Genomic DNA, 24,356 nt, shown 5'->3' on the forward strand with positions numbered 1-24,356 from the left:
CGGCTTCGACAGGAGGGGACGGTAGGAGCGGGGCGGCCCCGCGGACGTCACACCGCGGGGCCAACTCCCCTGTGCTACCCGGGTATCAGGAGGTTCTCCCCCGGGGGAGAACCCCACCGCGGGCCGGGGGGAGGCGTCATTGCCCGGGGGTCACCAGGCCGGACTCGTAGGCGAGCACCACGGCCTGGGCGCGGTCGCGCAGGTCCAGCTTGGCCAGGATCCGGCCGATGTGGGTCTTCACGGTCTGCTCGGCGAGGACCAGCCCGGCGGCGATCTCCTGGTTGGAAAGGCCCCGGGCGATCAGCTCCAGCACCTCGGTCTCCCGCGGTGTCAGGCCGTTGAGCCGCAGCTTCGGGTCCCGGCGCCGGGCCGGCCGGGTGCGGGCGAAGTCCTCGATCAGCCGGCGGGTCACCGAGGGTGCGAGCAACGCCTCGCCGGCCGCCACCACCCGGACGGCGGCGATGAGGTCGGCCGGCGGAGCGTCCTTGAGCAGGAAGCCGCTGGCGCCGGCCCGCAGCGCCTCGTAGACGTAGTCGTCGACGTCGAAGGTGGTGAGCATCAGCACCTTGGGGCGGTGGGCGCCGGGCACCGCCGGGTCCAGCAGTCGCCGGGCGGCCTCCAGGCCGTCCATGACCGGCATCCGGACGTCCATCAGCACGACGTCCGGGTGGGTGCGGCCGGTCACCTCCAGGGCCTGGGCGCCGTCCGCCGCGTCCCCCACCACGTCGATGTCGCTCTGCGCGCCCAGCAGGGCGGCGAATCCGGCCCGTACCATCGCCTGGTCGTCGACGATGATCACGCGGATGGTCATACGGTGCTCTCCCCGGGGCGCGCTACGGCCCGGCCGGCGTCCCGTCCGGATCGGGGGACGCGGTGCCGCTCGGCCGGCTGTCCTGCGACCGAGTATCCGTCAGACCGTCGACGGGCAGCACGGCGGCCACCCGGAACCCGCCGTCGGCCAGCGGGCCGGTGTCCAGCCGCCCGCCCAGCAGCCGGACCCGTTCCCGCATGCCGACCAGCCCGTGGCCGGTGCCCTCGGCCGAACCCTCCAGCGACCCGGTGCGCTCGGGCGGGGCCGCGTTGACCACGGTGACCAGCAGGGACCCCTCGTCGACGGTCAGCGAGACCCAGGCCCTGGCGCCCGGGGCGTGCCGGACCACGTTGGCCAGCGCCTCCTGGACGATCCGGTGGACGGAGAGGCCGACGGCCGGCGGCAGCGCGTCGTCCGTCAGCCCCGGGTCGACGGCGAGTTCGGCCGCCACCCCGGCCCGGCGCACCGTGTCGACCAGCTGGGCCAGTTGGCCGATGCCCGGCTGGGGCGCCGTCTCGGCGCCGGAGTCCTCGCTGCGCAGCACGCCGAGCAGCCGCCGCATCTCGGTCAGCGACTCGCGGGCCGTTCCGGCGATCGCGGTGAACTCCTCCGCCGCCTCGTCCGGGACCCCGGCGATCCGGTACGGCGCGCTGGCCGCCTGCACGGCGATCACCGACATGTGGTGGGCGACCACGTCGTGCAGCTCGCGGGCGATTCGGGCGCGTTCCTCCAGCAGGGTGCGGCGCTCGCGCTCGGCCTCGCTGATGTGCTCCTGCTCCGCGAGCCGCCGGGCGGCCTCGGCACGTTCGCGCAGTGCCCCGCCGAGGACCAGGACGGCGCCGGCCAGGGCGGTGGCGAGCAGGTTGTTGTCGCCGCCGAACCGGTCGGTGAAGCCGAGGAAGGACATCGTCAGGCCGGCCGCCGCGGTGGTGAGCCAGACCGCGACCAGCGTCCGGCGGGGCTCGCGCAGCGCCAGCGTCAGCATCAGCAGGAGGTAGCCGACCAGGACGGGAGGCGGCCACGGCCAGGGGCCGGTGGGGCCGGTGCCGACGACGAGGACCGCCAGCGCGGTCAGCAGGTCGGCGCCGCCGATCATCCACCAGGCGGGCAGCGGCCGGGTGACGGCGAGCAGCAGCGGCACCGACTGGGCGACCGAGAGGGCGGCGGCCAGGCCGCCGGAGATCCCGTAGTCGTTGCTGAGCACGTTGATCCCGCTGGGCAGCAGCGAGGCGATCGCGGCCACGGCGGCGAGCTGGGGGAGGCGGCGGACCCAGGGGCGCGCGGCGTGGCCGAGCAGCGGGGTGTGGTCCGCGGAGGGGCGGGTCAGCGGGGCGAGCAGCGCGCGCACCGGACCGGTCGGGGCGGGCCCGGGGGACGGCTCGATCATCCGGTCAGCCTAGGGCGGGCCGGGGCGCCGGGCGTCCCCCCGAGGTCCCGGGTCCCGCGTAGTACCCCGGTAGGGGGTGGGCGGGCGGCTCAGGAGCGCCAGTCGCCGACCAGGGCCGGGCCGAGCTGGTCCAGGTGGCGGTCGATCAGCGCGACCATGCCCTCCGGTCCGATGTCCTCCTGGTCGGCGGTCCAGGACAGGTGGGCGGCGCGCAGCACGGCGCCGAACGCGGCCGCGAGGACGGCGGGCCGGAGGTCCTCGGCCGGGTCGAGGCCCTCGCGCTCGGCGAGCACCCGGATCACCACGCGCTCCTGCTCGGCGACCCGGCGCAGGTGGGCGGCGAGCAGGGTGGGGGTGTCCTCGATCATCCGGATGAGCTCCAGCGCGGCGGTCACCGAGCACGGTCCGGTGGGGTGGGCGGAGCCGCGCTCGCGCCAGGAGCCGACGATCGCGGCCCGCAGCGCCCGGAGCGGGCCCTCCTCGGCGGGGCGGGCCCGCAGCAGTTCGATGAAGTGGTCCTCGGCCTCGGCGAGGACGGCGAGGGCGACCTCGTCCTTGTTGGCGAAGTAGCGGAAGAAGGTGCGCTGCGAGACGTCGACCGCGGCGGCGATCTCGTCGACGGTGGTGCTGGCGAAGCCCTGCCCGAGGAACAGCCGGTGCGCGGCCTCGATGAGGGCGTCCCGGGTGCGCTGCTTCTTCCGCGCGCGGAGCCCGGGCTCCGGGGCGGCGGGAGGAGCGGGCTGAGCGGCCATGGCGGGCGCCTTCCGGAGGGGTGGTTCGGCTGGGTGATTCGGCTGGTGTTCCGGAGGCTACTGTAGCCCTCTGACAAATGGCAGGCAGTGGCAGAAGACAGTGTTTGCCGAATGTCAGCTGCTGACATAATCTGCCGGAGTGGCGCCCGTCGGGCCGGGTACTCGTGGGGACGGGTGGGCCGGGGCGCCACGACCACGTCCGTCCGCAGTCAGCCCCGGAGGGCCCAGATGAGTCAGTCCCTCACCAAGAGCGCCGAGGCGGACACGCCGCCGTCCGGCACTTCACCGGGTGGGAGGAGCCTCCAGGGACACCCCTGGCTGACCCTGCTCACCGTCGCCGTCGGCGTGATGATGGTCGCCCTGGACGGGACGATCGTCGCCATCGCCAACCCGGTGATCCAGGCCGACCTCAACGCCGCGCCCTCCGAGATCCAGTGGGTGACCAGCGGTTATCTGCTGGCCCTCGCGGTCTTCCTGATCACGGCCGGCAAGATCGGTGACCGGTTCGGCCACAAGAGCACCTTCCTGGTCGGCGCGGTCGGTTTCGCCGCCACCTCGGCCGCGATCGGCTTCGCCGGCAACATCCAGACCGTGATCGCCTGCCGCGTGCTCCAGGGCCTGTTCGGCGCGCTGCTCCAGCCGGCCGCGCTCGGCCTGCTCCGCGGGGCCTTCCCGGCCGAGAAGCTCAACATGGCGATCGGCATCTGGGGCGGCGTGATCGGCGCCTCGACCGCGGCCGGCCCGATCGTCGGCGGCCTGCTGGTCGAGCACGTCAACTGGGAGTCGGTGTTCTTCATCAACATCCCGGTCGGCCTGCTGGCGCTCGGCCTCGGCCTGTGGATCCTCAAGGACGTGCGGGCCGAGAACGCCGCCAGGTCCTTCGACATCCCGGGCATCGTGCTGCTCTCGGTGGCGATGTTCGCGCTGGTCTTCGGCATCATCAAGGCCCCCGAGTGGGGCTGGGGCGACGCCTCCACGCTGCTCCTGCTGGGCGGCGCGGTGGTGCTGATGGTGCTCTTCGCGCTCTGGCAGGGCAAGGCCCGCGAGCCGCTGATCCCGCTCGCGCTGTTCCGCTCGGTGCCGCTGTCGGCGGGCGTCCTGCTGATGGCCCTGATGGCCTTCGCCTTCTTCGGCGCGATCTTCTTCGTGACTTTCTACCTGCAGAACGTGCACGCCATGACGCCGGTCCAGGCGGGCGTCCACCTGCTGCCGATGACCGGCATGATGATCATCGGCTCGCCGGTGGCGGGTATCGCGATCGGCAAGCTGGGCCCGCGGATCCCGATCGTGGCCGGCATGCTGATCACCACCGCCGCGATGTTCGGCATGTCCACCCTGGACTCCGGGTCGGGCAACGGCGTGATGGCGCTCTGGTTCGTGCTGATGGGCCTGGGTATCAGCCCGGTCATGGTCGGCGCCACCGAGGTCATCGTCGGAAACGCCCCGCTGGAGCTGTCCGGTGTCGCCGGCGGCCTCCAGCAGGCCGCGATGCAGGTCGGCGGCAGCCTCGGCACCGCCGTGCTGGGCGCGCTGATGGCCGCCAAGGTCACCGACGTGCTGCCCGGCAACTGGGCGAAGGCCGGGCTGCCCCCGGTCGAGCCGGCCCAGGCCGAGGGACTCAACCAGGCCGCCCAGCTCGGCTTCGCCCCGCCCGCCCCGGCCGGGACCCCGCAGCAGGTGGTCGACGCGATGGCCGGCGCCGTCCACGACTCCTTCGTCAGCGGCATGTCACTGGCGTTCGCGGTCGCCTCGGTGGTCGCCTTCGCCGCCGCCGTGCTCGGACTGCTGACCCGCCGCGGCACCACCGAGGCCGGGCCCGCCGTCCACATCTGAGCAGCCCCGCCCCCGCCGGGCGCCGGCCCCGGACCGTTCCCACGGTCCGGGGCCGGTGGCGTTCCGGGGCCGGTGGCCTACCGGGTCGGGGCCCGTGGCCTTCCGGGTCGGGGGAGCGGCCGTGCGGCGTCAGGAGGTGGGGCAGTCCAGCGTCGGGTCGGTCTCGGCGGCGGCCCAGCAGGCCTCGGCCCGCCGCCAGTACTCCTCCTCGGAGAGGGTGGCGGACGGGCTGGGCGCGGGCAGCACCTGGCTGGGGCCGAAATGGCCGCCGCCCCCGCCGCTGCCACCGGCCGGCGGGGCGGTCGGCGGCCGGGTCGGGGCGGGGACCGTGGTGGCGGCCCCGGCGTCACCGGTTCCGGCGGCGGTTCCGGCGGTGCTTCCCGCGGTCGGCGGGGCGGTGGTCGCGGGCGGGCGGGTGGACGGCGCGGACGGCGCGGTGGCCGGGGCGGTCGGCCCGGACCGGTCCGGGGACTGCGCCGACGGCGGTGCCGACGCGGCCGGGCCGGAGCTTCCCGCCGGGACCTCGGCGGCGACCAGCCCGAGCGCCGGCGGCCCGGCCGGGGTGCCGGGGGCGGCGGGAGTGCCCGGAGAGCCGGGAGAGGACGCGGCCGGTCCGGCGCCGTCCGGGGCGGTCCGCGGCGCGGCCGGGTCGGTCGCGGTCGCCTCGGGACCCGCCGGTCCGCCGGGAGCGGCGGACCCGGAGGGCTCGGCCGGTCCGGGCACGGTTCCCGGCGCCGCCGGCACCGGTACCGGCACCAGTTCGACCACGGCCCGGTCCGAGGCGGCCGGCAGGGCCACCGACGGCCCGCCGATCTCCTCCGGCGCGGGCAGCAGCTGGGACAGCAGTGCGCCGGTCGTCACTCCGACCAGCAACGCCAGGGGGAAGGCCCCCGTCCTCGGTGCGCGCACGGTACCCGGCCCCCTCCCCTCGCCCCCTCGGGGACACCTTAAGGGTGACTCTCGGGAAGGTTAAGAGGCAGCCGGAGCGCTCCGGGGAACGGCGAGGGGCCGGTCCCCCCGCACACGGCGGGGGGACCGGCCCCTCAGGGGATCAGCGGGGCGCTCAGGCCTCGCCGCCCGCGGCGCCCGGGTCGGCCGCCGCCACGTCGAGCAGCTGGTAGCGGTCGATCGCGTCCTTCAGCGCGCTGCGGTCGATCTTGCCCTCCTTGGCGAGCTCGGTGAGCACACCCAGCACGACCGACTGCGCGTCGATGTGGAAGAAGCGACGGGCCGCGCCGCGGGTGTCGGCGAAGCCGAAACCGTCGGCACCCAGCGACTGGTACTGCCCCGGCACCCAGCGGGCGATCTGGTCCGGCACCGCGCGCATCCAGTCGGACACGGCGACGAACGGGCCCTCGGCGCCCTGGAGCTTGCTGGTCACGTACGGGACGCGCTGCTGCTCCTCGGGGTGCAGCAGGTTGAACTCCTCGGCCTCCACCGCGTCGCGGCGCAGCTCGTTCCAGGAGGTCGCGGACCAGACGTCGGCCTTGACGTTCCACTCCTCGGCCAGGATCCGCTGGGCCTCCAGGGCCCACGGCACGGCCACGCCGGAGGCGAGGATCTGGGCCGGGATCTGGCCGGCGGTGCCGGGGGCGTACCGGTGCAGACCCTTGAGGATGCCCTCGACGTCCACGTTCTCCGGCTCGGCCGGCATCTTGATCGGCTCGTTGTAGACGGTCATGTAGTAGAACACGTCCTCGCCGTGCGGGTGCTCGGCGCTGGAGCCGTACATCCGGCGCAGACCGTCCTGCACGATGTGCGCGATCTCGAAGCCGTACGCCGGGTCGTACGCGACGACACCGGGGTTGGTCGAGGCCAGCAGGTGCGAGTGGCCGTCGGCGTGCTGCAGGCCCTCACCGGTCAGCGTGGTGCGGCCGGCGGTGGCGCCGATCACGAAGCCGCGGGCCAGCTGGTCGGCCATCTGCCAGAACTGGTCGCCGGTGCGCTGGAACCCGAACATCGAGTAGAAGACGTAGACCGGGATCAGCGGCTCGCCGTGGGTGGCGTAGGACGAGCCGGCGGCGATCAGCGAGGCGGTGCAGCCCGCCTCGGAGATGCCGTCGTGCAGCATCTGGCCGGTCGGCGACTCCTTGTAGGCCAGCAGCAGGTCGCGGTCGACCGACTCGTAGGTCTGGCCCAGCGGGTTGTAGATCTTCGCCGACGGGAACAGCGAGTCCATGCCGAAGGTGCGGTACTCGTCGGGCGCGATCGGCACGAAGCGGTTGCCGATGCCCTTGTCCCGCATGAGGTCCTTGAGCACCCGGACGAACGCCATGGTGGTGGCGATGGTCTGGTTGCCGGAGCCCTTCTTGACCGCCTTGTACGCGTCGTCGCCCGGGAGCTCCAGCTGCCGCGGCCGCACCTTGCGGGTCGGCACGTAGCCGCCCAGCTCCTTGCGGCGGTCGTGCATGTACTGGATCTCCTCCGAGTCACGGCCCGGGTGGTAGTAGGGCGGGTAGCCCTCCTCCAGCTGCTTGTCCGTGATCGGGAGGTGCAGGCGGTCGCGGAAGCGCTTCAGGTCCTCGACCGTCAGCTTCTTCATCTGGTGGGTCGCGTTGCGGCCCTCGAAGTTGGGGCCGAGCGTCCAGCCCTTGACCGTCTGGGCCAGGATGACCGTCGGCTGGCCCTTGTGCTCGCGGGCCGCCTTGAACGCCGCGTAGACCTTGGCGTGGTCGTGGCCGCCGCGACCCAGGTGCTGGATCTGCTGGTCGGTCATGTTCTCGACCATCTTGCGCAGCCGCAGGTCGCCGCCGAAGAAGTTCTCGCGGATGTACGCGCCGGTCTCGGTCGCGTAGGTCTGGAACTGGCCGTCGACCGTGGTGTTCAGCTTGTTCACCAGGACGCCGTCGCGGTCCTGGGCGAGCAGCGGGTCCCAGCTGCGGTCCCAGACCAGCTTGATGACGTTCCAGCCGGCGCCGCGGAACTGCGACTCCAGCTCCTGGATGATCTTGCCGTTGCCGCGGACCGGGCCGTCGAGGCGCTGCAGGTTGCAGTTGACCACGAAGGTGAGGTTGTCCAGGCCCTCGCGGGCGGCCAGGGACAGCTGGCCGAGCGACTCGGGCTCGTCCATCTCGCCGTCGCCGAGGAAGGCGTAGACCTGCGAGTCGGAGGTGTCCTTGATGCCCCGGTGCTCCAGGTAGCGGTTCATCCGGGCCTGGTAGATCGCGCCGAGCGGGCCGAGGCCCATCGAGACGGTCGGGAACTCCCAGAAGTCCGGCATCAGCCGCGGGTGCGGGTAGCTGGAGAGGCCGTAGGGGGCCTTCGACTTCTCCTGGCGGAAGGCGTCGAGCTGCTGCTCGGTGAGCCGGTCCAGCAGGAACGCGCGGGCGTAGATGCCGGGGGAGGCGTGACCCTGGAAGAAGATCTGGTCGCCGGACTCGCCCTCGGCGTCCTTGCCCCGGAAGAAGTAGTTGAAGCCGACGTCGTAGAGCGACGCGGAGGAGGCGAAGGTGGCGATGTGGCCACCCACCCCGATCCCGGGGCGCTGCGCCCGGGAGACCATCACCGCGGCGTTCCAGCGGGTCGCGTTCAGGATCTTGCGCTCGATCTCCTCGTTACCGGGGAAGAACGGCTCGTCCTTGGTGGCGATGGTGTTGACGTAGTCCGTGCTGCGCATCTCGGGCACGGCGACACGCTTCTCGCGGGCGCGCTCGATCAGCCGCAGCATCAGGTAACGGGCACGCTCGCGCCCCCGCTCGTCGATGGCCGCATCGAGCGACTCCAGCCATTCCGCGGTCTCCTCGGGATCGAAGTCCGGGACCTGACTCGGAAGGCCGCCAATGATGATCGGGTTGCGATCGGATCCGGAAGCCACGCTGTTCCTTCACTGTCGGTCGAAACTGAGGTGTGTCGCGCCGCCTCCATCGTGCTACCGCGCTCGGAGATCCGTCATCTCTACCGATCGGTAACCGTTCCGCCCAACAGAAGGAACGGTCTGGCGATGTGCGGTTCGGACAGCGTCGTCCGTGCCGCACACCCCCGGGTGTTACGAACAGAGGTGGTCCGACCTGGTTTCCCGTCCGTCCGATGGCGGACGGGCGGGGTGAGGGCCAACAGGAGACTCTACGCCCGCGTGCGCGCGGACCCGAATGCTGTTCGCATCTCGGGCGTGCGTACGGCCTGTGGACCGGGACCTCCCGAAGCATCCTTGTCTTGTGCAGAGAAGGGCAAATCGGTGTGATTCCCGACACGTCGCCCGGCGTGTCCCCCTGCGACACGTCAACCTTTGGAGGGGATCGGGGGTCGGGTACTTGCGCGAACCGCCGCGCCCGTGTGGACTACGGCCACAGCCCCGGCATGGACGCCGGGCCGAATACTGGAGGTTATTCCCGTGAGCGCGACCGCGGACCCCGCGGACAAGTCCAACCCGGCAGCCCGTCTCGGCTTCGACGAGGGCCAGATCATCCAGGAGCTGGGGTACGACGAAGACAGTGACCAGGACCTCCGCGAGGGCATCGAGGAGATCACCGGGACCGATCTTGTCGACGAGGACTACGACGACGTCGCAGACGCCGTCCTGCTGTGGCACCGCGACGACGACGGAGACCTCACCGACTCCCTCGTCGACGCCCTGGAATACCTGGCGGAGGGCGGCCTGATCTGGCTGCTGACGCCCAAGACCGGCCGTGACGGCCACATCGAGGCCTCGGACATCGCCGATGCCGCGAAGACCGCGGGCCTCTCCCAGACCAGCTCGATCGCGATCGCCAAGGACTGGGCCGCCACCCGCCTGGCGACCAAGTCGACGGCCAAGCCGGCCAAGCGCTGAGTCCTGCCAGGGACGGCCCCACCGGGCCCCGCCGGAGCCTCCCTCCGGCGGGGCCCGGTCCGTTTTCCCGGACGGCCGTCCGGAGGGCGCCGGAACCCGGACGGCCGAACCGTTCGCCCAGGGCGAAAGCGGTGGCCCCGGACGGCGCAGCCCTCACCCGTCCGGCTCAACCGACCTCGGCGAATGCGAGGATGGCGCTCGCCGCGTCACCCGCGCGGCCCAGTCGCGTCGAGTGGGAAAGGTCACCGCATGGCCATCGAGATCGGCACCGAGGCTCCGGACTTCGAGCTCAAGAACCAGCACGGCGAGCTGGTCCGGCTCTCCGACTTCCGGGGCGCCAAGAACGTCGTCGTGGTCTTCTACCCGTTCGCGTTCACCGGTGTCTGCACCGGTGAGGTCTGCGCGATCCAGAAGGAGCTGCCGCGGCTGCAGAACGACGAGGTCCAGGTGCTGGGCGTGTCCAACGACTCGCCGTTCAGCCAGCGGATCTTCGCCGAGCAGGAGGGCCTGGACTTCCCGCTGCTCTCCGACTTCTGGCCGCACGGCGAGGTCTCCCGCGCCTACGGCGTCTTCGACGCGACCAAGGGCTGCGCCGTGCGTGGCACCTTCGTGATCGACAAGGCCGGTGTGGTCCGCTGGAGCGTCGTGAACGGCCTGCCGGACGCCCGTGACGAGCAGGAGTACCTGGCGGCCCTCGGCGCACTCTGAGCCCTGCGGGCACCCGGCCCGCCGGCTTCCCCGGCCTGCTCGGGAGCATCGCGGGGCACCGGGACCGCACGGTTCCCCGGCGCGCTCGGGAGCATCGCGGGGCACCGGGACCGCACGGTTCCCCGGCGCGGACGGGAACCCCGCACTACGATCGGTCCGTTGGCTGGTCAGAGGCTCGGGACGGTTCGCCGCCGGAGCTTCGGACCGCACCACGGGGGCACCGAGGAGTGCCTCCCGAATCTTGGAGGACAAGTGGGTGTCAGCCTGAGCAAGGGCGGCAATGTCTCGCTCACCAAGGAGGCCCCCGGCCTGACCGCCGTACTGGTCGGCCTCGGCTGGGACGTCCGCACCACCACGGGCACGGATTTCGACCTGGACGCCAGCGCTCTGCTCTGCAACGACCAGGGCAAGGTCGGCGCGGACGGCAACTTCGTCTTCTTCAACAACCTGAAGAGCCCCGACGGCTCGGTCGAGCACACCGGTGACAACCTCACCGGTGAGGGCGAGGGCGACGACGAGGCGATCAAGGTCAACCTGGCGACCGTGCCGGCCGATGTGCAGAAGATCGTCTTCCCGGTGTCGATCTACGACGCCGAGAACCGCTCGCAGAACTTCGGCCAGGTCCGCAACGCGTTCATCCGCGTGGTGAACCAGGCGGACAACAAGGAGCTGGCCCGGTACGACCTCACCGAGGACGCCTCCACCGAGACGGCGATGGTCTTCGGCGAGCTGTACCGCAACGGCGCCGAGTGGAAGTTCCGCGCGATCGGCCAGGGCTACGCCTCCGGCCTGCGCGGCATCGCCCAGGACTTCGGCGTCAACGTCTGAGACGGGGCGGGGCCGGTGACGGCCCGCTGGTGAACCACGGCCGGGGCGGCCGCGGACGCGAGAGCGTCGGCGGCCGCCCCGGCCGTTCGCCTTGTGTCGGCGCGGGGTTTGCCGTGCCCGGGCTACGACCCGCTCGGCCGCACTGGAAGGATGGGAGTTCAGGAAAGTTCAGCCGGCCGGAAGGGGCCGGCCGGGGTCGCGGGGGAATAGACCTGAGATGCGCCCCGGGAGGCAAGGGAGGAAGGACCGCCAATGAGTGTCACGCTCGCCAAGGGTGGCAATGTCTCGCTCACCAAGGCCGCGCCGAATCTGACGCAGGTGCAGATCGGTCTCGGCTGGGACGCCCGGTCGACGACCGGCGCGCCCTTCGACCTCGACGCGAGCGCGCTGCTGTGCTCCGGCGGCAGGGTGCTGGGCGACGAGTACTTCGTCTTCTACAACAACCTCAAGAGCCCCGAGGGCTCGGTCGAGCACACCGGCGACAACCTCACCGGTGACGGCGACGGGGACGACGAGGTCGTCCTGGTCAACCTGGACCTGGTGCCGCCGCAGGTCGACAAGGTGGTCTTCCCGGTGTCGATCTACGACGCCGAGAACCGGGGGCAGAACTTCGGCCAGGTCCGCAACGCCTACATCCGGGTGGTCAACTCGGTGGACGGTCAGGAGATCGCCCGCTACGACCTCACCGAGGACGCGTCCAGCGAGACCGCGATGATCTTCGGCGAGCTGTACCGGTACGCCGGTGAGTGGAAGTTCCGCGCGGTGGGCCAGGGTTATGCCTCGGGCCTGCGGGGCATTGCCCTCGATTTCGGCGTAAACGTACAGTAAAGGCCCTCACCGCCGCGATCGTCCCGTTCGGCGCCCCGGCGCGGCCGGACGCGTCCCGGCGAACGTCGACCCTCGTCGACGCCATGAACCCGAAAGGTAACCAAGTCCCGTGTTCCTCCGCACATTCGGCTGGTCATTCGCGATCACCATTCTCGGGCTGATCGCCGCCGGCCTGCTCTGGGGAGCCGAGGGATTCGGCATCGTGCTGATCCTCTCCATCCTGGAGATCTCCCTCTCGTTCGACAACGCGGTGGTCAACGCCACGGTGTTGAAGCGGATGAACCCGTACTGGCAGAAGATCTTCCTCACCGTCGGCGTGCTGATCGCCGTGTTCGGTATGCGGCTGATCTTCCCGCTGCTGGTCGTCGGCCTCACCGCGCACCTCAACCCGGCCACGGTCGTCGACCTCGCGCTGCACAGCGACAAGACCTACGAGGGCCTCACCTACGGCCAGTACCTGGAAGCGGCCAACCCGGCCATCGCGGCCTTCGGCGGCGTCTTCCTGCTGATGATCTTCCTCGACTTCATCTTCGAGGAGAAGGACTACAACTGGCTGGCCTGGATCGAGCGCCCGCTGGAGAAGGTCGGCAAGCTGGAGGCCTTCTCCACCGTCGTCGCCCTGGTCACCCTGCTGCTGGCGGCCAACTTCTTCGCCGGTGACCACGCCGAGACGGTCCTGCTCGCCGGCGTGCTCGGCCTCGTCACCTACCTCTCGGTGAACGGCCTCTCCTCGGTGTTCGAGGCGGGCCTGGAGGAGGAGGCCGAGAAGGAGGAGGCGCAGGAGAAGTCCGGAAAGTCCATCGTGCAGGTGGGCGGCAAGGCCGCGTTCTTCCTCTTCATGTACCTCGAGGTGCTCGACGCCTCGTTCTCCTTCGACGGTGTCGTCGGCGCGTTCGCCATCTCCAGCGACATCTTCCAGATCACCCTGGGCCTCGGCATCGGCGCGATGTACATCCGCTCGCTGACCGTCTTCCTGGTCCGCAAGGGCACCCTGGACGACTACGTCTACCTGGAGCACGGCGCGCACTACGCGATCGGCGCGCTCGCGGTGATCCTGCTGGTCGGCATCGAGTACCACATCCCGGAGATCGTCACCGGCCTGATCGGCGTCGCCTTCATCGGCCTCGCGCTCGGCTCGTCGGTCCTGCGCAACCGCCGGGAGGGTGCCGACGGCGGGGACCGGGAACTGGTGGGCAGCGACAGCTAGGGCCCGTCCTGCCGGTTCCGCCCGTCCTGCCCGTCCCGCCGGTCTCCCGGCAAACGCCGAACGGCCGTTCCTCCCGAGTGGGGAACGGCCGTTCGGCGTTTCCGGTGTCCGCGTTCCGGTGTCCGTATTCTTCCGGTGTCCGCGTTCTGCGTGCGGCGGTCGCCGCTGCTCAGCCGAGCTGCTGCTCGATGGCGCGCAGCTTGCGCTCCAGGGAGTCGAGCTTCGGCATCGACAGGGTGTCGTCGTCCGGCGTCAGGTCCACCGTCGAGCGGTAGGCGGACGAGGAGGACGACGAGGACGAGGTCGTCGTCGAGGACGAGAGCCTCGAGGACGAGCCCGACGAGGAGAACGAGGAGGAGGACGAGCCCGAGGCCGACTCGGAGCCGCGCGAGCGACGGGTCTCCAGGGCGCTCAGCGGGGCGGAGTCCAGCAGCGAGCCGGTGGTGCGGGAGGAGAAGGCGTCGGCCTCAACGGCTAGGGCAGGCTCCGAAGCGCTCGGGCCGTCTCCGGCAGCGGCGAGGGCGGGGACCTGGCGGCCGGCGCGGTTGCGCGACAGCATGCCGCCGGACTGGCGGGAGATCGCCTTCAGCTCGGCACGCTCGCGGCGGTCGGCGCTGCGGGCACGCACCTTGGCGTCCAGCTTCGCCTGACGCTCCTCGCGCACCTCGTCGACGGCCTCGTCCAGGCTGCGGACGTTCTCCAGCAGCATCAGCGACCAGGCGGCGTAGGTCTCGCGGGGTGCGCGCAGCCAGCGGACGATGCGGATCTGCGGCAGCGGGCGGGGGACGAGGCCCTGCTCGCGCAGCGCGGCCTTGCGGGTCTGCTTCAGCGCGCGGTCGAAGAGGATCGCGGCCGAGATCGACATGCCGGAGAAGAACTCGGGGGCGCCGTCGTGGGACATGCCGCGCGGGGCGTGCACCCAGTTGAACCAGGCCGAGGCGACCGCGAACACCCAGACCAGCAGGCGGGAGCCGAGGGCCGCGTCACCGTGGCTGGCCTCGCGGACGGCGAGCACCGAGCAGAACATCGCGGCGCCGTCCAGGCCGAACGGGACGAGGTACTCCCAGCCGTTCGAGAGGCCGAGGTTCTCCTTGCCGAAACCGACCAGGCCGTGGAAGGAGAGCGCGGCCGCGACGCCGGCGCAGCAGAACAGCAGGACGTAGGAGGAGATCCCGTAGACCATCTCCTTGCGTCGGCGGCGTTCCTCGCTGCGCTCCCAGGAGTCGCTGGATTCGTCCTTCCGGTTGTTGTTCTTGAAGCGCAGCGTCGCCACCAGGATGGCGGTGAACAGCAGGGCTACACCGCCGATGACGGTCCAGACCAGCTGTATGGAGGTCAGGTTCATTGCGGGTCGGGCCTCGGGTTTCCGCAGGGGACAAAGGTCTCAAGTGCGACACGATGATCAGGATCCGTCCCCGGGACCGGGCCTGACTAAGCGTCGTCGTCGGACGGGTGCGCCGACGCACCCGGGCGGGCGGGCGGGACACCTGTGCGGCTAGACGATATCGCGTCCGAAGTGGCCGCATGGTACGGGAGGTGAGCTTCGCCCCGCCAATCGACCCGCCGGTGTCCGGCCGGTGTCCGGAGGGCGGCTGCGGGTAGGGGACTTCGGGTACCCGCGGGCGGGCTGATGCCCGATCATGGAGCGGCGGACCGTCAGATCGGCTGGCGCGGCTGGGGGAGGACGGCATGGCCTCGATTTGGGAGTACCTGCGCGGAGAGCGGAACACGCTCGACCCGGGTGGCCAGTTCAAGGTCACCCTGACCAAGTCCTCGCCGCACCACGCGATCACCGGTGCGGCGGCGACCACCGGCTACCTCTACGTCAACCTGCACTGGACCACCCGGATAGGAGCCCCGAGGGCGAGCGCCAGGGACTCCCTGCGGCGGGTGTTCAGCCCCCGCATCCTCAGCCCGATGGAGCCGGACTCCAGCCAGAACGCCCAGGTCAACGTGGACCTCGACCTGGCCTGCATGTACGAGCTGACCGACGGCAAGCGGGGCGTGGTGCAGCCGCTGGGCGGCTTCTTCGGTGACCTCCGGAACCCGCCGTACATCAAGCTCAGCGGCGACGACCAGTACGGCGCGCCGTCCGGCGAGACGATGTACGTCAACCTGGAGAAGAAGGACCAGTTCAAGCGGCTGCTGATCTTCGTGTACATCTACGACGGCACGCCGGCCTTCGAGCAGACCAACGCGGTGGTGACGATCGTGCCGCAGTCCGGGCCGCGGATCGAGGTCCACCTGGAGGAGCGGGCGCCGGCGGCCCGCTCCTGTGCGGTGGTGCTGATCGAGAACACCGGTGACAACACCCTCACGGTGCGGCGCGAGGTGCGGTACGTGAACGGGTTCCAGGCGGACATCGACCGGCTGTACGGCTTCGGGATGCAGTGGCAGCGCGGGTACAAGTCGGAGTGAGACCGGGGCGGACGCCTCCGGGGGGGCGTGGTTCTCGCCGTCGCGCGGGGCGGGGCGGGGCGGGGCGGCTTCAGCGCGGCTGGAACTGCGGGCCCTGCGGGGGCAGCGCGAACTCCTCGGCGGGCGGGGCCGGCTGCTGCGGGACGGGAGGCTGGGCGGCCTGCTGGCCCTGGTGGCCCTGCTGCGGCGACTGCGGCGCGGTGTTCGGCGGCGGGTAGCCGTAGCCCGGCTGCTGCTGGGGCTGCTGCTGGTGCTGCTGTTGGGGGTAGCCGTAGCCGGGGGCGGGTGCCGGTGGCTGCTGCTGGGGGTAGCCGTAACCCGGGCGCGGGGCCGGCGGCGGGTAGCCGTAGCCGCCCTGCTGCGGTGACTGCGGCGCGGTGCTCGGCGGCGGGTAGCCGTAACCGGGGCGCCCGGCCGGCGGCGCGGTCGGAGCGGGCGGGAGGTTCGGCGGCACCGTCGGCGGCTTGGGCGGCGGCGGGGGCGTGCCGGCCGGGACGCCGGCCGGTGCCTGCGCGCCACCGGCCTGCGCGGCGGCCGGGGCGGTCGCCGGTGCCTGCGGGACGGGGGGCTGCGGGACGGCCGGGGCCAGGGTGAAGGTGCCCGGCTCGGGGCGGCCGGCCGGCCGGGGGTCGGGCACGGCGGCCCGGGGGTCGCCCGCGGGCGGGCCGGCGGCGGCCCCGGCCCGGGTGTCGCCCTCGTCCTCGACGGTGATGCCGAAGTCGGTGGCCAGCCCGATCAGCCCGGACGCGTAGCCCTGGCCGACCGCGCGGAACTTCCAGGCGCCGGCCCGGCGGTAGAGCTCGCCCGCGACGAGCGCGGTCACCTCGTCCCCGTCGGCCATCGCGAACTCGGCCAGCGCGGGCGCGCCGTCCCCGGCCGCGGCGTCGAACAGCAGCAGGCGCAGCCCGCTCACCGACCGGAACGTGCCGCCCTCGGAGGAGCCGGCCAGCACCACCCGGTCCACCTCGGCCGGCAGCTTCCCGAGCTCGGCCTCGACGGTGTCGGTGATCTCACCGCCGCCGGAGGTCTGCTGCTTGGGCAGGTGGCGCACCAGGCCGGACGGGTGGCGCGGCTGGTTGTAGAAGACGAAGTCGGCGTCCGAGCGGACCTTGCCGCCGGTTCCGAGCAGCAGCGCGGAGGCGTCCACGTCCGGCGCACCGGGCGTGGCGCTCCAGCGCAGCACGGCGCGGACAGCCGCCACCGGCAGTGCGATGTTGGCGCCCTTGGCCATCACGTGCGTCATAGCCGACCATCCTGCCTGTTCGCCACCCCTTCGGACAACGTGACCGGAGGAGGCGTTGTGGTGGGACTTTGCCAATGCTTGCGCTTTGTGAAGTGGACGGTAACCTTCCGAGAATTCGATGTTTCGGAACCCTCCACGGCCCGGCACCGTCCGTACGATGGGTGGGCGGGGGGCTCCTGGCCGGACGAGGGTGACCGGACGGGGCCGGACCGGGAACCACCACGGCCGTCGAGCGGGTTGAACCGGGGGGCCGGGCCGGGTGTCGACACCGTCCTTCCCCGTTGTTCCCCGTACTTCCCCGCCTCCGCCGGACCGGCGGCCGAACCTCCTGAGGAGAGCACCTTGCGCCACTTCGGCCACCTCGCGGACGACGTCCGCGACCGGCTCTTTCTCAGCGCTCCCGGGGAGTTCACCGCCGACAGCGCGGCGGCCGTGCTCGCCACCGCGCTGGGTGCCACGCTCTACAGCCCGGCCACCCGGCCCACCCTGCGCACGGACATCCGCAAGCAGGCCGGGCAGGGCGTCGTCTCGATGGTGCTCTGCCTGGAGGACGCCATCGCGGACCACGAGGTCCCGGACGCCGAGGCCAACCTGGTGGCCCGGCTCGGCGAGCTCTGGGCGGAGGTCACGGAGAGTGGCGGGTCCGGCGTCACGGAGGGTGTCGGGACCACCGTGACGGAGGGTGTCGGCCCGGACGGAATCTCCACCGGTTGCACACAGGATCTTCCCCTTCTCTTCGTCCGGGTGCGGACCCCCGCGCAGCTGACCGACCTCGCGGGCCGGCTCGGACCCGCGATCGGACTGCTCACCGGCTTCGTCCTGCCGAAGTTCACCGAGGACACCGGCGGCGACTTCCTGGAGGCGCTCGCCGCCGCCGAGGCCGCCACCGGGCGCCGGCTGTTCGCGATGCCGGTACTGGAATCGCCCGAACTCGCCCACCTGGAGACCCGCCGCGACCAGCTCTTCGGCATAGCCAGGCTGCTCGACAAGCACCGCGAGCGGGTCCTCGCGGTCCGCCTCGGCGTCACCGACCTCTGCTCCGCGTACGGCCTGCGCCGCTCGCCCGACCTGACCGCGTACGACGTGGCGCTGGTCGCCTCGGTGATCGGCGACGTGGTGAACGTGCTCGGCCGCGCCGACGGCACCGGGTTCACCGTCACCGGCCCGGTCTGGGAGTACTTCCCGGTCCAGGAGCGGATGTTCAAGCCGCAGCTGCGCCGCACCCCGTTCGCGGAGGCCGAGCCCTCGCGCGAGGCCGTCCGCCGGCGGATCATCGAGCACGACCTGGACGGGCTCATCCGCGAGATAGAACTCGACCGCGCCAACGGCCTGTTGGGCAAGACCTGCATCCACCCCAGCCATGTGCCGGCCGTCCACGCGCTCTCCGTCGTCACGCACGAGGAGTACAGCGACGCCCACGACATCCTCCAGCAGGAGCGCGGCGGGGGCGGGGTGCTGCGTTCGGCGTACACCAACAAGATGAACGAGGCGAAGCCCCACCGGGCCTGGGCGGAGCGGGTGTTGCTGCGCGCCGAGGTGTTCGGGGTGGCCCGGGAGGACGTCAGCTTCGCGGAGCTGCTCTCGGCCTGCCTCTGCCGCTGAGCCGGCCGGCCTGCCTCCGTCGCGGAGTCGGACGGCCTTTGTCGCAGAGTCGGACGGCCCACCTCCGTCGCCGAGTCGGACGGCCGGCCCGAAAGCCCGCCCCTCTTACCACCGCACCACCCGAAGACCGAAGGCAGGACCCGTAGTGACAGCAGCGCAGCAGGATCGGACCACTGGAGCCGGCGGGACCCTCGGGGGTGCCGGCTCCTCCGGAGCGAGTGCCGAGGGGCCTGCGGGATCCGGGGAGTGGACCGGGCGCTGGGTGGCCGAGCGGGCGGGCGTCGCACTGACCGGCTCCGAGCGCCTGCCCGAACTGGTCGGCCTGGCGCTGCGGGAGAACCGCAAGCGGGCCCACCTGCTGGTCTCCACGGTGCTCGGCAAGCACGTCCCGCAGCGGCCCGAGGTGGTGCACGGCGCCGGACTGGAGCTCGGGCGCCGGGTCCGCGACCTGCTGACGTCGCTCCCGGGGGAGAGCGTCGACCGCGCCGTCGTCCTCGGCTACGCGGAGACCGCCACCGGCCTCGGCCACAGCGTCGCCGACGGCCTGGACGCCGCCTACCTGCACTCCACCCGCCGCCCCGTGGCCGGCCTCACCCCGGTCGGCGGCTTCGAGGAGGAGCACTCGCACGCCACCTCCCACCTGCTGCTGCCCGCGGACCCCGGGCTGCTCACCGGTGACGGCCCGCTGGTGCTGGTGGACGACGAGTTCTCCACCGGTACCACCGTCCTCAACACCATCCGCGAACTGCACGCCAACCACCCGCGCGAGCACTACGTGGTGGTCGCACTGGTCGACCTGCGCGGCCCGGCCGACCGGCGGCGGCTCGCCGACACCGCGGCCGAACTCGGCGTCCGGCTGGACCTGGTGGCGCTGGCGGACGGCGGCGTCGAGCTGCCCGCCGACGTCCTGGACCGGGCCGAGCGGCTGATCGCCGAGGTCGGTCCCGCGCCCGAGCCGCCGGCCGCCCCGGCCGCCCCGCTGGTCCGGGTCGGCCTGGACTGGCCGGCCGGGCTGCCCGACGGCGGGCGGCACGGGTTCACCCGGGAGCACCGGGCCCGGCTGGAGGCGGCGCTGCCCGGCCTGGCCGAGCAGCTGGCGGCGGCGGTCGGTGTCGGTGGTTCCAGTGGTTCTGTCGGTGCCGGTGCCGGTGCCGATGCCGGTGCCGATGCCGGTGTTGGTGTCGGTGCCGGTGTCGGTTCCGATGCCGATGCCGACCGTTCGCGGGTGCTGGTGCTCGGCTTCGAGGAGCTGATGTACGCGCCGCTGCGGCTGGCCGGTGCCCTTGCCGAGCGGCTGCCCGGCGGCACCGACCGCGTCCGCTACTCCACCACCACCCGCTCGCCCGTCCTCGCCGTCGACGACCCCGGCTACGCCATCCGCACCCGGCTGGCCTTCCCCGCCCACGACGACCCGGCCGACGACTCCTCCCGCGAGCGCTACGCCTACAACGTCGCCCCCGGAGCCGACCCGGCCCGCCGCTTCGGCACGGTGGTGCTGGTGGTCGACGACACCGCCGACACCCCCGCCCTGCACGAGGGCGAGCGGGCCCTGCTCGCCCAGCTGCGCCGGGTCACCGACCGGGTGGTGCTCGCCGTCCTGCCGTCCCACCGGCCGACCGCCCCCGTCGGCCCGGCGGCTCCGGCCCGCCCGCTGTACGGCCCCGAGTTCTCCTCCTACCGCGCCGACGAAGTGGCCTGGCTGCTCAAGGACCTCACCGGCGTCGACCTGGAGGCGCCCACCGAGGAGCGGGAGGAGGCCGTGCAGAGCGGCGGCGCCCACTACGCCGAGTCGCTGCCGGTCGAGTACCAGCCGAGCCCCGAGTACCAGGAGCTGTTCCACCAGGCGCTGCGGGTCTCGGCCCGGCGGATCGCGCTCGCCGTCGGCACCGTCGCCGAGACCCTGCTGCGCGAGCGCGGCCCCGGTCTGGTGCTCGCCTCGCTGGCCCGGGCCGGGACGCCGGTCGGCATCCTGATCCGCCGCTGGCTCGCCGCCGGCCACGGACTCGACGCCCCGCACTACGCCGTCTCGATCGTCCGCGGCCGCGGCATCGACCCGGCCGCCCTGCGCTACCTCGACGCGCACCACCGGGCCGCCGACGTGGTGTTCGTCGACGGCTGGACCGGCAAGGGCGCGATCACCCGCGAACTCGCCGAGGCCCTCGCCGGGACCGGCTTCGACCCCGACCTCGCCGTCCTCGCCGACCCCGGCCGCTGCGTGCGCACCTTCGGCACCCGGGACGACTTCCTGATCCCCTCCGCCTGCCTCAACTCGACCGTCTCCGGCCTGGTCTCGCGCACCGTGCTGCGCGCCGACCTGATCGGCCCCGACGACTTCCACGGCGCCAAGCACTACACCGAGCTGGCCGGCGCCGACGTCTCCGGCGCCTTCCTGGACACCGTCGCCGACCACTTCGCCGACGTCCGGGCCGAGGCCCTCGCGGCGGCCGAACGGTTCCTCGCCCCCGAGCACGCCGACGAGCGCGCCCCCGACTGGGCGGGCTGGGCCGCCGTCGAGCGGATCAGCGCCGAGTACGGCATCGACAGCGTCAACCTGGTCAAGCCCGGCGTCGGGGAGACCACCCGGGTCATGCTGCGCCGCGTCCCCTGGCGGGTGCTCGCCCGCCGCGGCGCGGGCGCCGACCTCGACCACGTCCGGCTGCTCGCCGCCCAGCGGGGAGTGCCGGTCGAGGAGGTGGACGACCTGCCGTACTCCTGCGTCGGCCTCATCCACCCCCGCTACACCCGTGGGGCGACCGGCGCCTCCGGGACGGCCGTCCTCAGCAAGGAGTCCTGAGCCCGATGAGTGGTCCCGCACACCCGGACGGCGGCTCCGCCGACGCACCGCGTCCCGTCGAAGCTCCTCTCGTCGAACCTCGTCCTCGTCCCGACGCACCGGGCCCGGCCGAACCGCGCTTCGTCGTCGCGAGCGACCTCGACCGCACCCTGATCTACTCCAACCGGGCCCTCGCCCTGGACGTGCCGGACCGGCTCGCGCCGCGCCTGCTCTCGGTCGAGGTGCACGACGGCAAGGCGCTGTCCTTCATGACCGAGCAGGCCGCCGCACTGCTCGTCGAACTCGCCGCCGAGGCCGTGCTCGTCCCCGCCACCACCCGCACCCGGGCCCAGTACGAGCGGGTCAACCTGCCCGGCCCGACGCCCGGTTGGGTCCCGCCCTACGCGATCTGCGCCAACGGCGGCCGGTTGCTCGTCGACGGCGTGCCGGACGAGGACTGGCAGACCGAGATGGCCGGCCGGCTGGCCGAGGGGGCGGCGCCGCTGGCGGAGGTGGTCGAACACCTGGCCCTCTGCGCCGACCCCGAGTGGACCCACAAGCGGCGGGTGGCCGACGAGCTGTTCGCCTACCTGGTCGTCGAGCGCGCCGAACTGCCGGCGGGCTGGATCGCCGAACTCACCGGCTGGTGCGCCGAACGCGGCTGGAACGTGTCGCTCCAGGGCCGCAAGGTGTACGCGGTGCCGGCGCCGCTCAGCAAGAGCGCGGCGCTGGCGGAGGTCGTCCGCCGGGTCGGCCCGTCCACCGTGCTGTCGGCCGGCGACTCGCTGCTCGACGCCGACCTGCTGCTCGCCGCCGACGCCGCCTGGCGCCCCGGCCACGGCGAACTGGCCGACACCGGCTGGACGGCGCCGGGCGTCACCGCCCTCGACGAGATCGGCGTCGCGGCGGGCGAGGAGATCGCCCGCCGCTTCCTGTCCCGGGTCCGGGGCGGTGCCGGCGTCCCGGCCGCCGGGGCGGCGGTCGTCGGCTAGCCGCAGCAGCCGCCCCCGCAGCAACCCCCGCCGCCGCCGGCCGACGGGGCCTGCTGCGGGGCGGCGCCGGCGGAGGCCGCGCCGCCGGTGACGGCGACGGTCGACAGCAGCTTCACGGTGTCCTGGTGCCCCTGCGGGCAGACGGCGGGGTCGTTGGCCTGCGCCATCGCACGGCGGAGCTCGAACGTGGCGCCGCAGGAGCGGCAGCGGAAGTCATAACGAGGCATACCGTCAGGGTATCCGCGCCGCCCCGGGCCGAACCCCCTCGGCCGCTGCCCTCCGGGGCCCGCTTCCGCCCCCTTCCGCCTGCTTCTCCCTACTTCCGCTTACTTCTGCCCGCCGAGCTCGCCGCGGATCAGCTCCACCACGTGCGCCGCGGACTCCCGCACCGCCGCCAGCTCGGTCAGGAACCGCCAGTAGTCCGGGTGCCGCCCGGCCGCCTCCAGCTCGGCCACCGCGCGGTCCAGCCGGGCCACCGCCGCGTCCAGCGGCGCGGCGTGCCGCGGATCCGGCGCCTGCCGTCCGGCCATCGCCAGCCGCTGGGCGTCCCGCAGCGCGAACCGGGCCCGCTCGACCTCCTTGTTCGGGTCGATCTGCACCTCGTTCAGCTGCCGCAGCCGCTCGTTCACCGCGACCACCGACCCGTCCGCCGTGTCCAGCAGCGCCCGCACCGTGCCCAGCGCCCCGGTGGCGTCCGCCCACCGCTGCTCGTCCCGGGCCCGCGCCGCCTCCGCCAGCTTCTCCTCGGCGGCCCGCCCGGCCTCCGCCACCTGGTCCGGCACCCGCTGGAGGTCCTGCCAGCACGCGGCCGAGAACCGCCGCCGCAACTCGCTCAGCGCCGGCGGCACCGTGCCGGCCTTGGTCTCCAGCGCCTGGATCCTGGTCCGCAGACTGGCCACCCGCCGGTCGATCTCCCGGGCCCGCTCCGGCAGCTGCCCGACCTCCGTCGCGATCGCCTCCGCGCGCTCCTTCACCCGCTCCGCGCGCTCCAGCGTGTCCGGCACCCCGTGCCGGCCCACCCCCTCGTTCAGCCGCCCCAGCTCCGGCGCCAGCTCGGCCAGCCGCGCCGCCGGCCCGTCCGCCCGCAGTCCGGCACCACGCGCCGAGTCCAGCGCGTTGCTGGCCTCCAGCAGCGCCCGCTTGGCCTGCTCCACCGCCGGCGCCACCCGCATCAGCTGCGACTCGGCCCGCTCCAGCGTCGGCTGCAGCCGACGCAGGAAGTCGTTCAGCTCCGCCAACGCCGAACCGAGCTGGCCCTTCACGTCGTCCAACTGGTGCTTGGCCCGCGCGGCCGCGCCGGACTCCAGCTCCTCCGCGTCCAGGTCGTGCGCGTCCAGCGCGGACAGATAGTTCACGGTCACCTGGTCGACCCGGCCCGAGATCGCCTCGAAGTCCGCGACCGCCCGCCGGGACGTCGCACTGTCCCCGACGGAACGCACCGTCTCCACCGCCAGCCGCACCTCGCGCTGGGTCGAGTCCACGTCGTAGAACGCCTGTTGCGCCGCGTCCCTGGCCGCCCGCGCGTCCGCCCGCATCCCGTCACCGCCGCGCCGCCCCCACCAGCCGCCACCGGCCCCGAACGACGCCGCCCCCGCGGCCCCCAACGCCCCGGCGACCACCACCGGCAGCACCAGCGCCTCGGCCACCGCGCTCACCGGCCCCCGCCGTCGCCCCCGCCCGCCTCCGCCGGCCACCCTCACTGCGCGCTCCCTGGTTCCCGACCGCTGATCCACCACCCATTCTTCCCGATCACCCCCCGGACCCGGCACCCCACCCGCCCCACCGCCCCACCACCTGCACCACACCACCCCCGGGACCAGGTACCCTAGGCACTCGTCGTGCGCCCCACCCCGGGACCCGCCCGACCGGGGGCGCGTAGCTCAGTGGTAGAGCGCTGCTCTTACAAAGCAGATGTCGGCGGTTCGAAACCGTCCGCGCCCACAGCAGAGAAGGGCCAGTTCGGAGGCAGCATCCTCCCGAACTGGCCCTTGATCGTTCCCGGGGTCCTACTTCTCCCGTGCCACTGGCGTGCCAGAAGCCCCCGGCCGGCTGAGCGCCTCCCTGACCGCGGCCTCATTCGATTGGTGGTCGTTCGGTCCTGGTCGCTGTGGGTTTGCTGTCGCCCCAAGCGCCGCAGCGGCTGATTCTGAGTATGTGCTCCGGGTCAGCGGCCCGGAGCATAATTGCAGGCTGCGCTGTACGAGAA

At 72.8% G+C, this 24,356-nt stretch carries 19 protein-coding genes and 1 tRNA gene; 11 read left to right on the top strand and 9 right to left on the bottom strand.

From position 1 onward, the window contains the following. Positions 1 to 136: 136 nt before the first annotated feature. The 3 genes from BLU95_RS26415 to BLU95_RS26425 all read right to left on the bottom strand — a co-directional run bounded on the left by BLU95_RS26415 (position 137) and on the right by BLU95_RS26425 (position 2,950). A complete protein-coding gene (locus tag BLU95_RS26415; protein ID WP_030395846.1) occupies positions 137 to 811 on the bottom strand; it encodes a response regulator in 675 nt (224 codons plus the stop codon). A 22-nt stretch (positions 812 to 833) separates the two neighbouring features. Then, positions 834 to 2,198: a sensor histidine kinase gene (locus tag BLU95_RS26420; protein ID WP_093862165.1), complete on the bottom strand. Its 1,365-nt coding sequence runs from the start codon at positions 2,196 to 2,198 to the stop codon at positions 834 to 836. Between the two features lie 89 nt (positions 2,199 to 2,287). Further along, positions 2,288 to 2,950, bottom strand: a complete 663-nt coding sequence (locus tag BLU95_RS26425) for a TetR family transcriptional regulator (protein WP_093862166.1) — start codon at positions 2,948 to 2,950, stop codon at positions 2,288 to 2,290. Positions 2,951 to 3,178: 228 nt separating this feature from the next. Here BLU95_RS26425 and BLU95_RS26430 point away from each other — a divergent pair, with 228 nt between their 5' ends. Continuing rightward, on the top strand, positions 3,179 to 4,783 hold the full coding sequence (locus BLU95_RS26430) for an MFS transporter (RefSeq protein WP_093862167.1): 1,605 nt from the start codon (positions 3,179 to 3,181) through the stop codon (positions 4,781 to 4,783). Between the two features lie 129 nt (positions 4,784 to 4,912). Here BLU95_RS26430 and BLU95_RS45240 read toward each other — a convergent pair whose 3' ends face one another. Together BLU95_RS45240 and aceE are read right to left on the bottom strand one after the other, a co-directional pair. Further along, positions 4,913 to 5,692, bottom strand: coding sequence for a hypothetical protein (locus tag BLU95_RS45240; protein ID WP_159425001.1), 780 nt, complete (start codon positions 5,690 to 5,692; stop codon positions 4,913 to 4,915). Positions 5,693 to 5,846: 154 nt separating this feature from the next. Then, on the bottom strand, positions 5,847 to 8,597 hold the full coding sequence (aceE, locus tag BLU95_RS26440; RefSeq protein ID WP_093862169.1) for a pyruvate dehydrogenase (acetyl-transferring), homodimeric type: 2,751 nt from the start codon (positions 8,595 to 8,597) through the stop codon (positions 5,847 to 5,849). A 516-nt stretch (positions 8,598 to 9,113) separates the two neighbouring features. Here aceE and BLU95_RS26445 point away from each other — a divergent pair. The 5 genes from BLU95_RS26445 (at position 9,114) to BLU95_RS26465 (ending at position 13,122) form a co-directional block, all read left to right on the top strand. Next, positions 9,114 to 9,551 carry a DUF3052 domain-containing protein gene (locus tag BLU95_RS26445; protein ID WP_030395852.1) on the top strand — a complete coding sequence of 146 codons (438 nt, stop codon included), beginning with the start codon at positions 9,114 to 9,116 and terminating at the stop codon, positions 9,549 to 9,551. 249 nt (positions 9,552 to 9,800) lie between these two features. Then, positions 9,801 to 10,259, top strand: coding sequence for a peroxiredoxin (locus BLU95_RS26450; protein WP_093862170.1), 459 nt, complete (start codon positions 9,801 to 9,803; stop codon positions 10,257 to 10,259). Positions 10,260 to 10,511: 252 nt separating this feature from the next. Beyond that, positions 10,512 to 11,087 (top strand): TerD family protein, encoded by a 576-nt coding sequence (locus tag BLU95_RS26455; RefSeq protein ID WP_030395854.1) that lies wholly within the window; start codon positions 10,512 to 10,514, stop codon positions 11,085 to 11,087. A 252-nt stretch (positions 11,088 to 11,339) separates the two neighbouring features. Further along, positions 11,340 to 11,915, top strand: a complete 576-nt coding sequence (locus BLU95_RS26460; protein WP_093862171.1) for a TerD family protein — start codon at positions 11,340 to 11,342, stop codon at positions 11,913 to 11,915. 109 nt (positions 11,916 to 12,024) lie between these two features. Further along, positions 12,025 to 13,122, top strand: coding sequence for a DUF475 domain-containing protein (locus tag BLU95_RS26465; RefSeq protein ID WP_093862172.1), 1,098 nt, complete (start codon positions 12,025 to 12,027; stop codon positions 13,120 to 13,122). Between the two features lie 169 nt (positions 13,123 to 13,291). On the opposite strand, the gene BLU95_RS26470 is transcribed toward BLU95_RS26465, so the two are convergent. Next, a complete protein-coding gene (locus BLU95_RS26470; RefSeq protein WP_093862173.1) occupies positions 13,292 to 14,467 on the bottom strand; it encodes a DUF2637 domain-containing protein in 1,176 nt (391 codons plus the stop codon). A 344-nt stretch (positions 14,468 to 14,811) separates the two neighbouring features. Here BLU95_RS26470 and BLU95_RS26475 point away from each other — a divergent pair, with 344 nt between their 5' ends. Next, complete coding sequence (locus tag BLU95_RS26475) at positions 14,812 to 15,540, top strand: TerD family protein (RefSeq protein ID WP_173862128.1); 729 nt, start codon at positions 14,812 to 14,814, stop codon at positions 15,538 to 15,540. 70 nt (positions 15,541 to 15,610) lie between these two features. Here BLU95_RS26475 and BLU95_RS26480 read toward each other — a convergent pair whose 3' ends face one another. Further along, positions 15,611 to 16,783, bottom strand: a complete 1,173-nt coding sequence (locus tag BLU95_RS26480; RefSeq protein WP_093862174.1) for a TerD family protein — start codon at positions 16,781 to 16,783, stop codon at positions 15,611 to 15,613. A 342-nt stretch (positions 16,784 to 17,125) separates the two neighbouring features. Between BLU95_RS26480 and BLU95_RS26485 the strand changes: the two genes are divergently transcribed. From BLU95_RS26485 to BLU95_RS26495, 3 genes are all read left to right on the top strand, one after another. Beyond that, positions 17,126 to 18,385, top strand: a complete 1,260-nt coding sequence (locus tag BLU95_RS26485; RefSeq protein ID WP_093862175.1) for an HpcH/HpaI aldolase/citrate lyase family protein — start codon at positions 17,126 to 17,128, stop codon at positions 18,383 to 18,385. A 262-nt stretch (positions 18,386 to 18,647) separates the two neighbouring features. Next, positions 18,648 to 21,179 (top strand): phosphoribosyltransferase, encoded by a 2,532-nt coding sequence (locus tag BLU95_RS26490; RefSeq protein ID WP_231977788.1) that lies wholly within the window; start codon positions 18,648 to 18,650, stop codon positions 21,177 to 21,179. A 5-nt stretch (positions 21,180 to 21,184) separates the two neighbouring features. Next, positions 21,185 to 22,150 carry an HAD family hydrolase gene (locus BLU95_RS26495; protein ID WP_231977789.1) on the top strand — a complete coding sequence of 322 codons (966 nt, stop codon included), beginning with the start codon at positions 21,185 to 21,187 and terminating at the stop codon, positions 22,148 to 22,150. Here the strand turns inward: BLU95_RS26495 and BLU95_RS26500 are convergent. Further along, positions 22,147 to 22,377 carry an FmdB family zinc ribbon protein gene (locus BLU95_RS26500; RefSeq protein ID WP_093862177.1) on the bottom strand — a complete coding sequence of 77 codons (231 nt, stop codon included), beginning with the start codon at positions 22,375 to 22,377 and terminating at the stop codon, positions 22,147 to 22,149. The genes BLU95_RS26495 and BLU95_RS26500 overlap by 4 nt on opposite strands. 99 nt (positions 22,378 to 22,476) lie before the next feature. Next, complete coding sequence (locus tag BLU95_RS26505) at positions 22,477 to 23,805, bottom strand: hypothetical protein (RefSeq protein ID WP_231977790.1); 1,329 nt, start codon at positions 23,803 to 23,805, stop codon at positions 22,477 to 22,479. A gap of 214 nt (positions 23,806 to 24,019) precedes the next feature. Between BLU95_RS26505 and BLU95_RS26510 the strand changes: the two genes are divergently transcribed. After that, positions 24,020 to 24,091: transfer RNA gene (locus BLU95_RS26510), tRNA-Val, on the top strand. Positions 24,092 to 24,356: the final 265 nt, after the last annotated feature.

It is taken from the genome of Streptomyces sp. TLI_053 (genome assembly GCF_900105395.1).
GTDB lineage: Bacteria > Actinomycetota > Actinomycetes > Streptomycetales > Streptomycetaceae > Kitasatospora.

Bases quoted from the DNA above. Each gene is read 5' to 3' on its own strand.
- BLU95_RS26425 (WP_093862166.1), bottom strand. From the start codon at position 2,950: ATGGCCGCTCAGCCCGCTCCTCCCGCCGCCCCGGAGCCCGGGCTCCGC.
- BLU95_RS26430 (WP_093862167.1), top strand. From the start codon at position 3,179: ATGAGTCAGTCCCTCACCAAGAGCGCCGAGGCGGACACGCCGCCGTCC.
- BLU95_RS26415 (WP_030395846.1), bottom strand. From the start codon at position 811: ATGACCATCCGCGTGATCATCGTCGACGACCAGGCGATGGTACGGGCC.
- BLU95_RS26460 (WP_093862171.1), top strand. From the start codon at position 11,340: ATGAGTGTCACGCTCGCCAAGGGTGGCAATGTCTCGCTCACCAAGGCC.
- BLU95_RS26420 (WP_093862165.1), bottom strand. From the start codon at position 2,198: ATGATCGAGCCGTCCCCCGGGCCCGCCCCGACCGGTCCGGTGCGCGCG.
- BLU95_RS26500 (WP_093862177.1), bottom strand. From the start codon at position 22,377: ATGCCTCGTTATGACTTCCGCTGCCGCTCCTGCGGCGCCACGTTCGAG.
- BLU95_RS26480 (WP_093862174.1), bottom strand. From the start codon at position 16,783: ATGACGCACGTGATGGCCAAGGGCGCCAACATCGCACTGCCGGTGGCG.
- BLU95_RS26450 (WP_093862170.1), top strand. From the start codon at position 9,801: ATGGCCATCGAGATCGGCACCGAGGCTCCGGACTTCGAGCTCAAGAAC.
- BLU95_RS26470 (WP_093862173.1), bottom strand. From the start codon at position 14,467: ATGAACCTGACCTCCATACAGCTGGTCTGGACCGTCATCGGCGGTGTA.
- BLU95_RS26475 (WP_173862128.1), top strand. From the start codon at position 14,812: ATGGCCTCGATTTGGGAGTACCTGCGCGGAGAGCGGAACACGCTCGAC.
- BLU95_RS26495 (WP_231977789.1), top strand. From the start codon at position 21,185: ATGAGTGGTCCCGCACACCCGGACGGCGGCTCCGCCGACGCACCGCGT.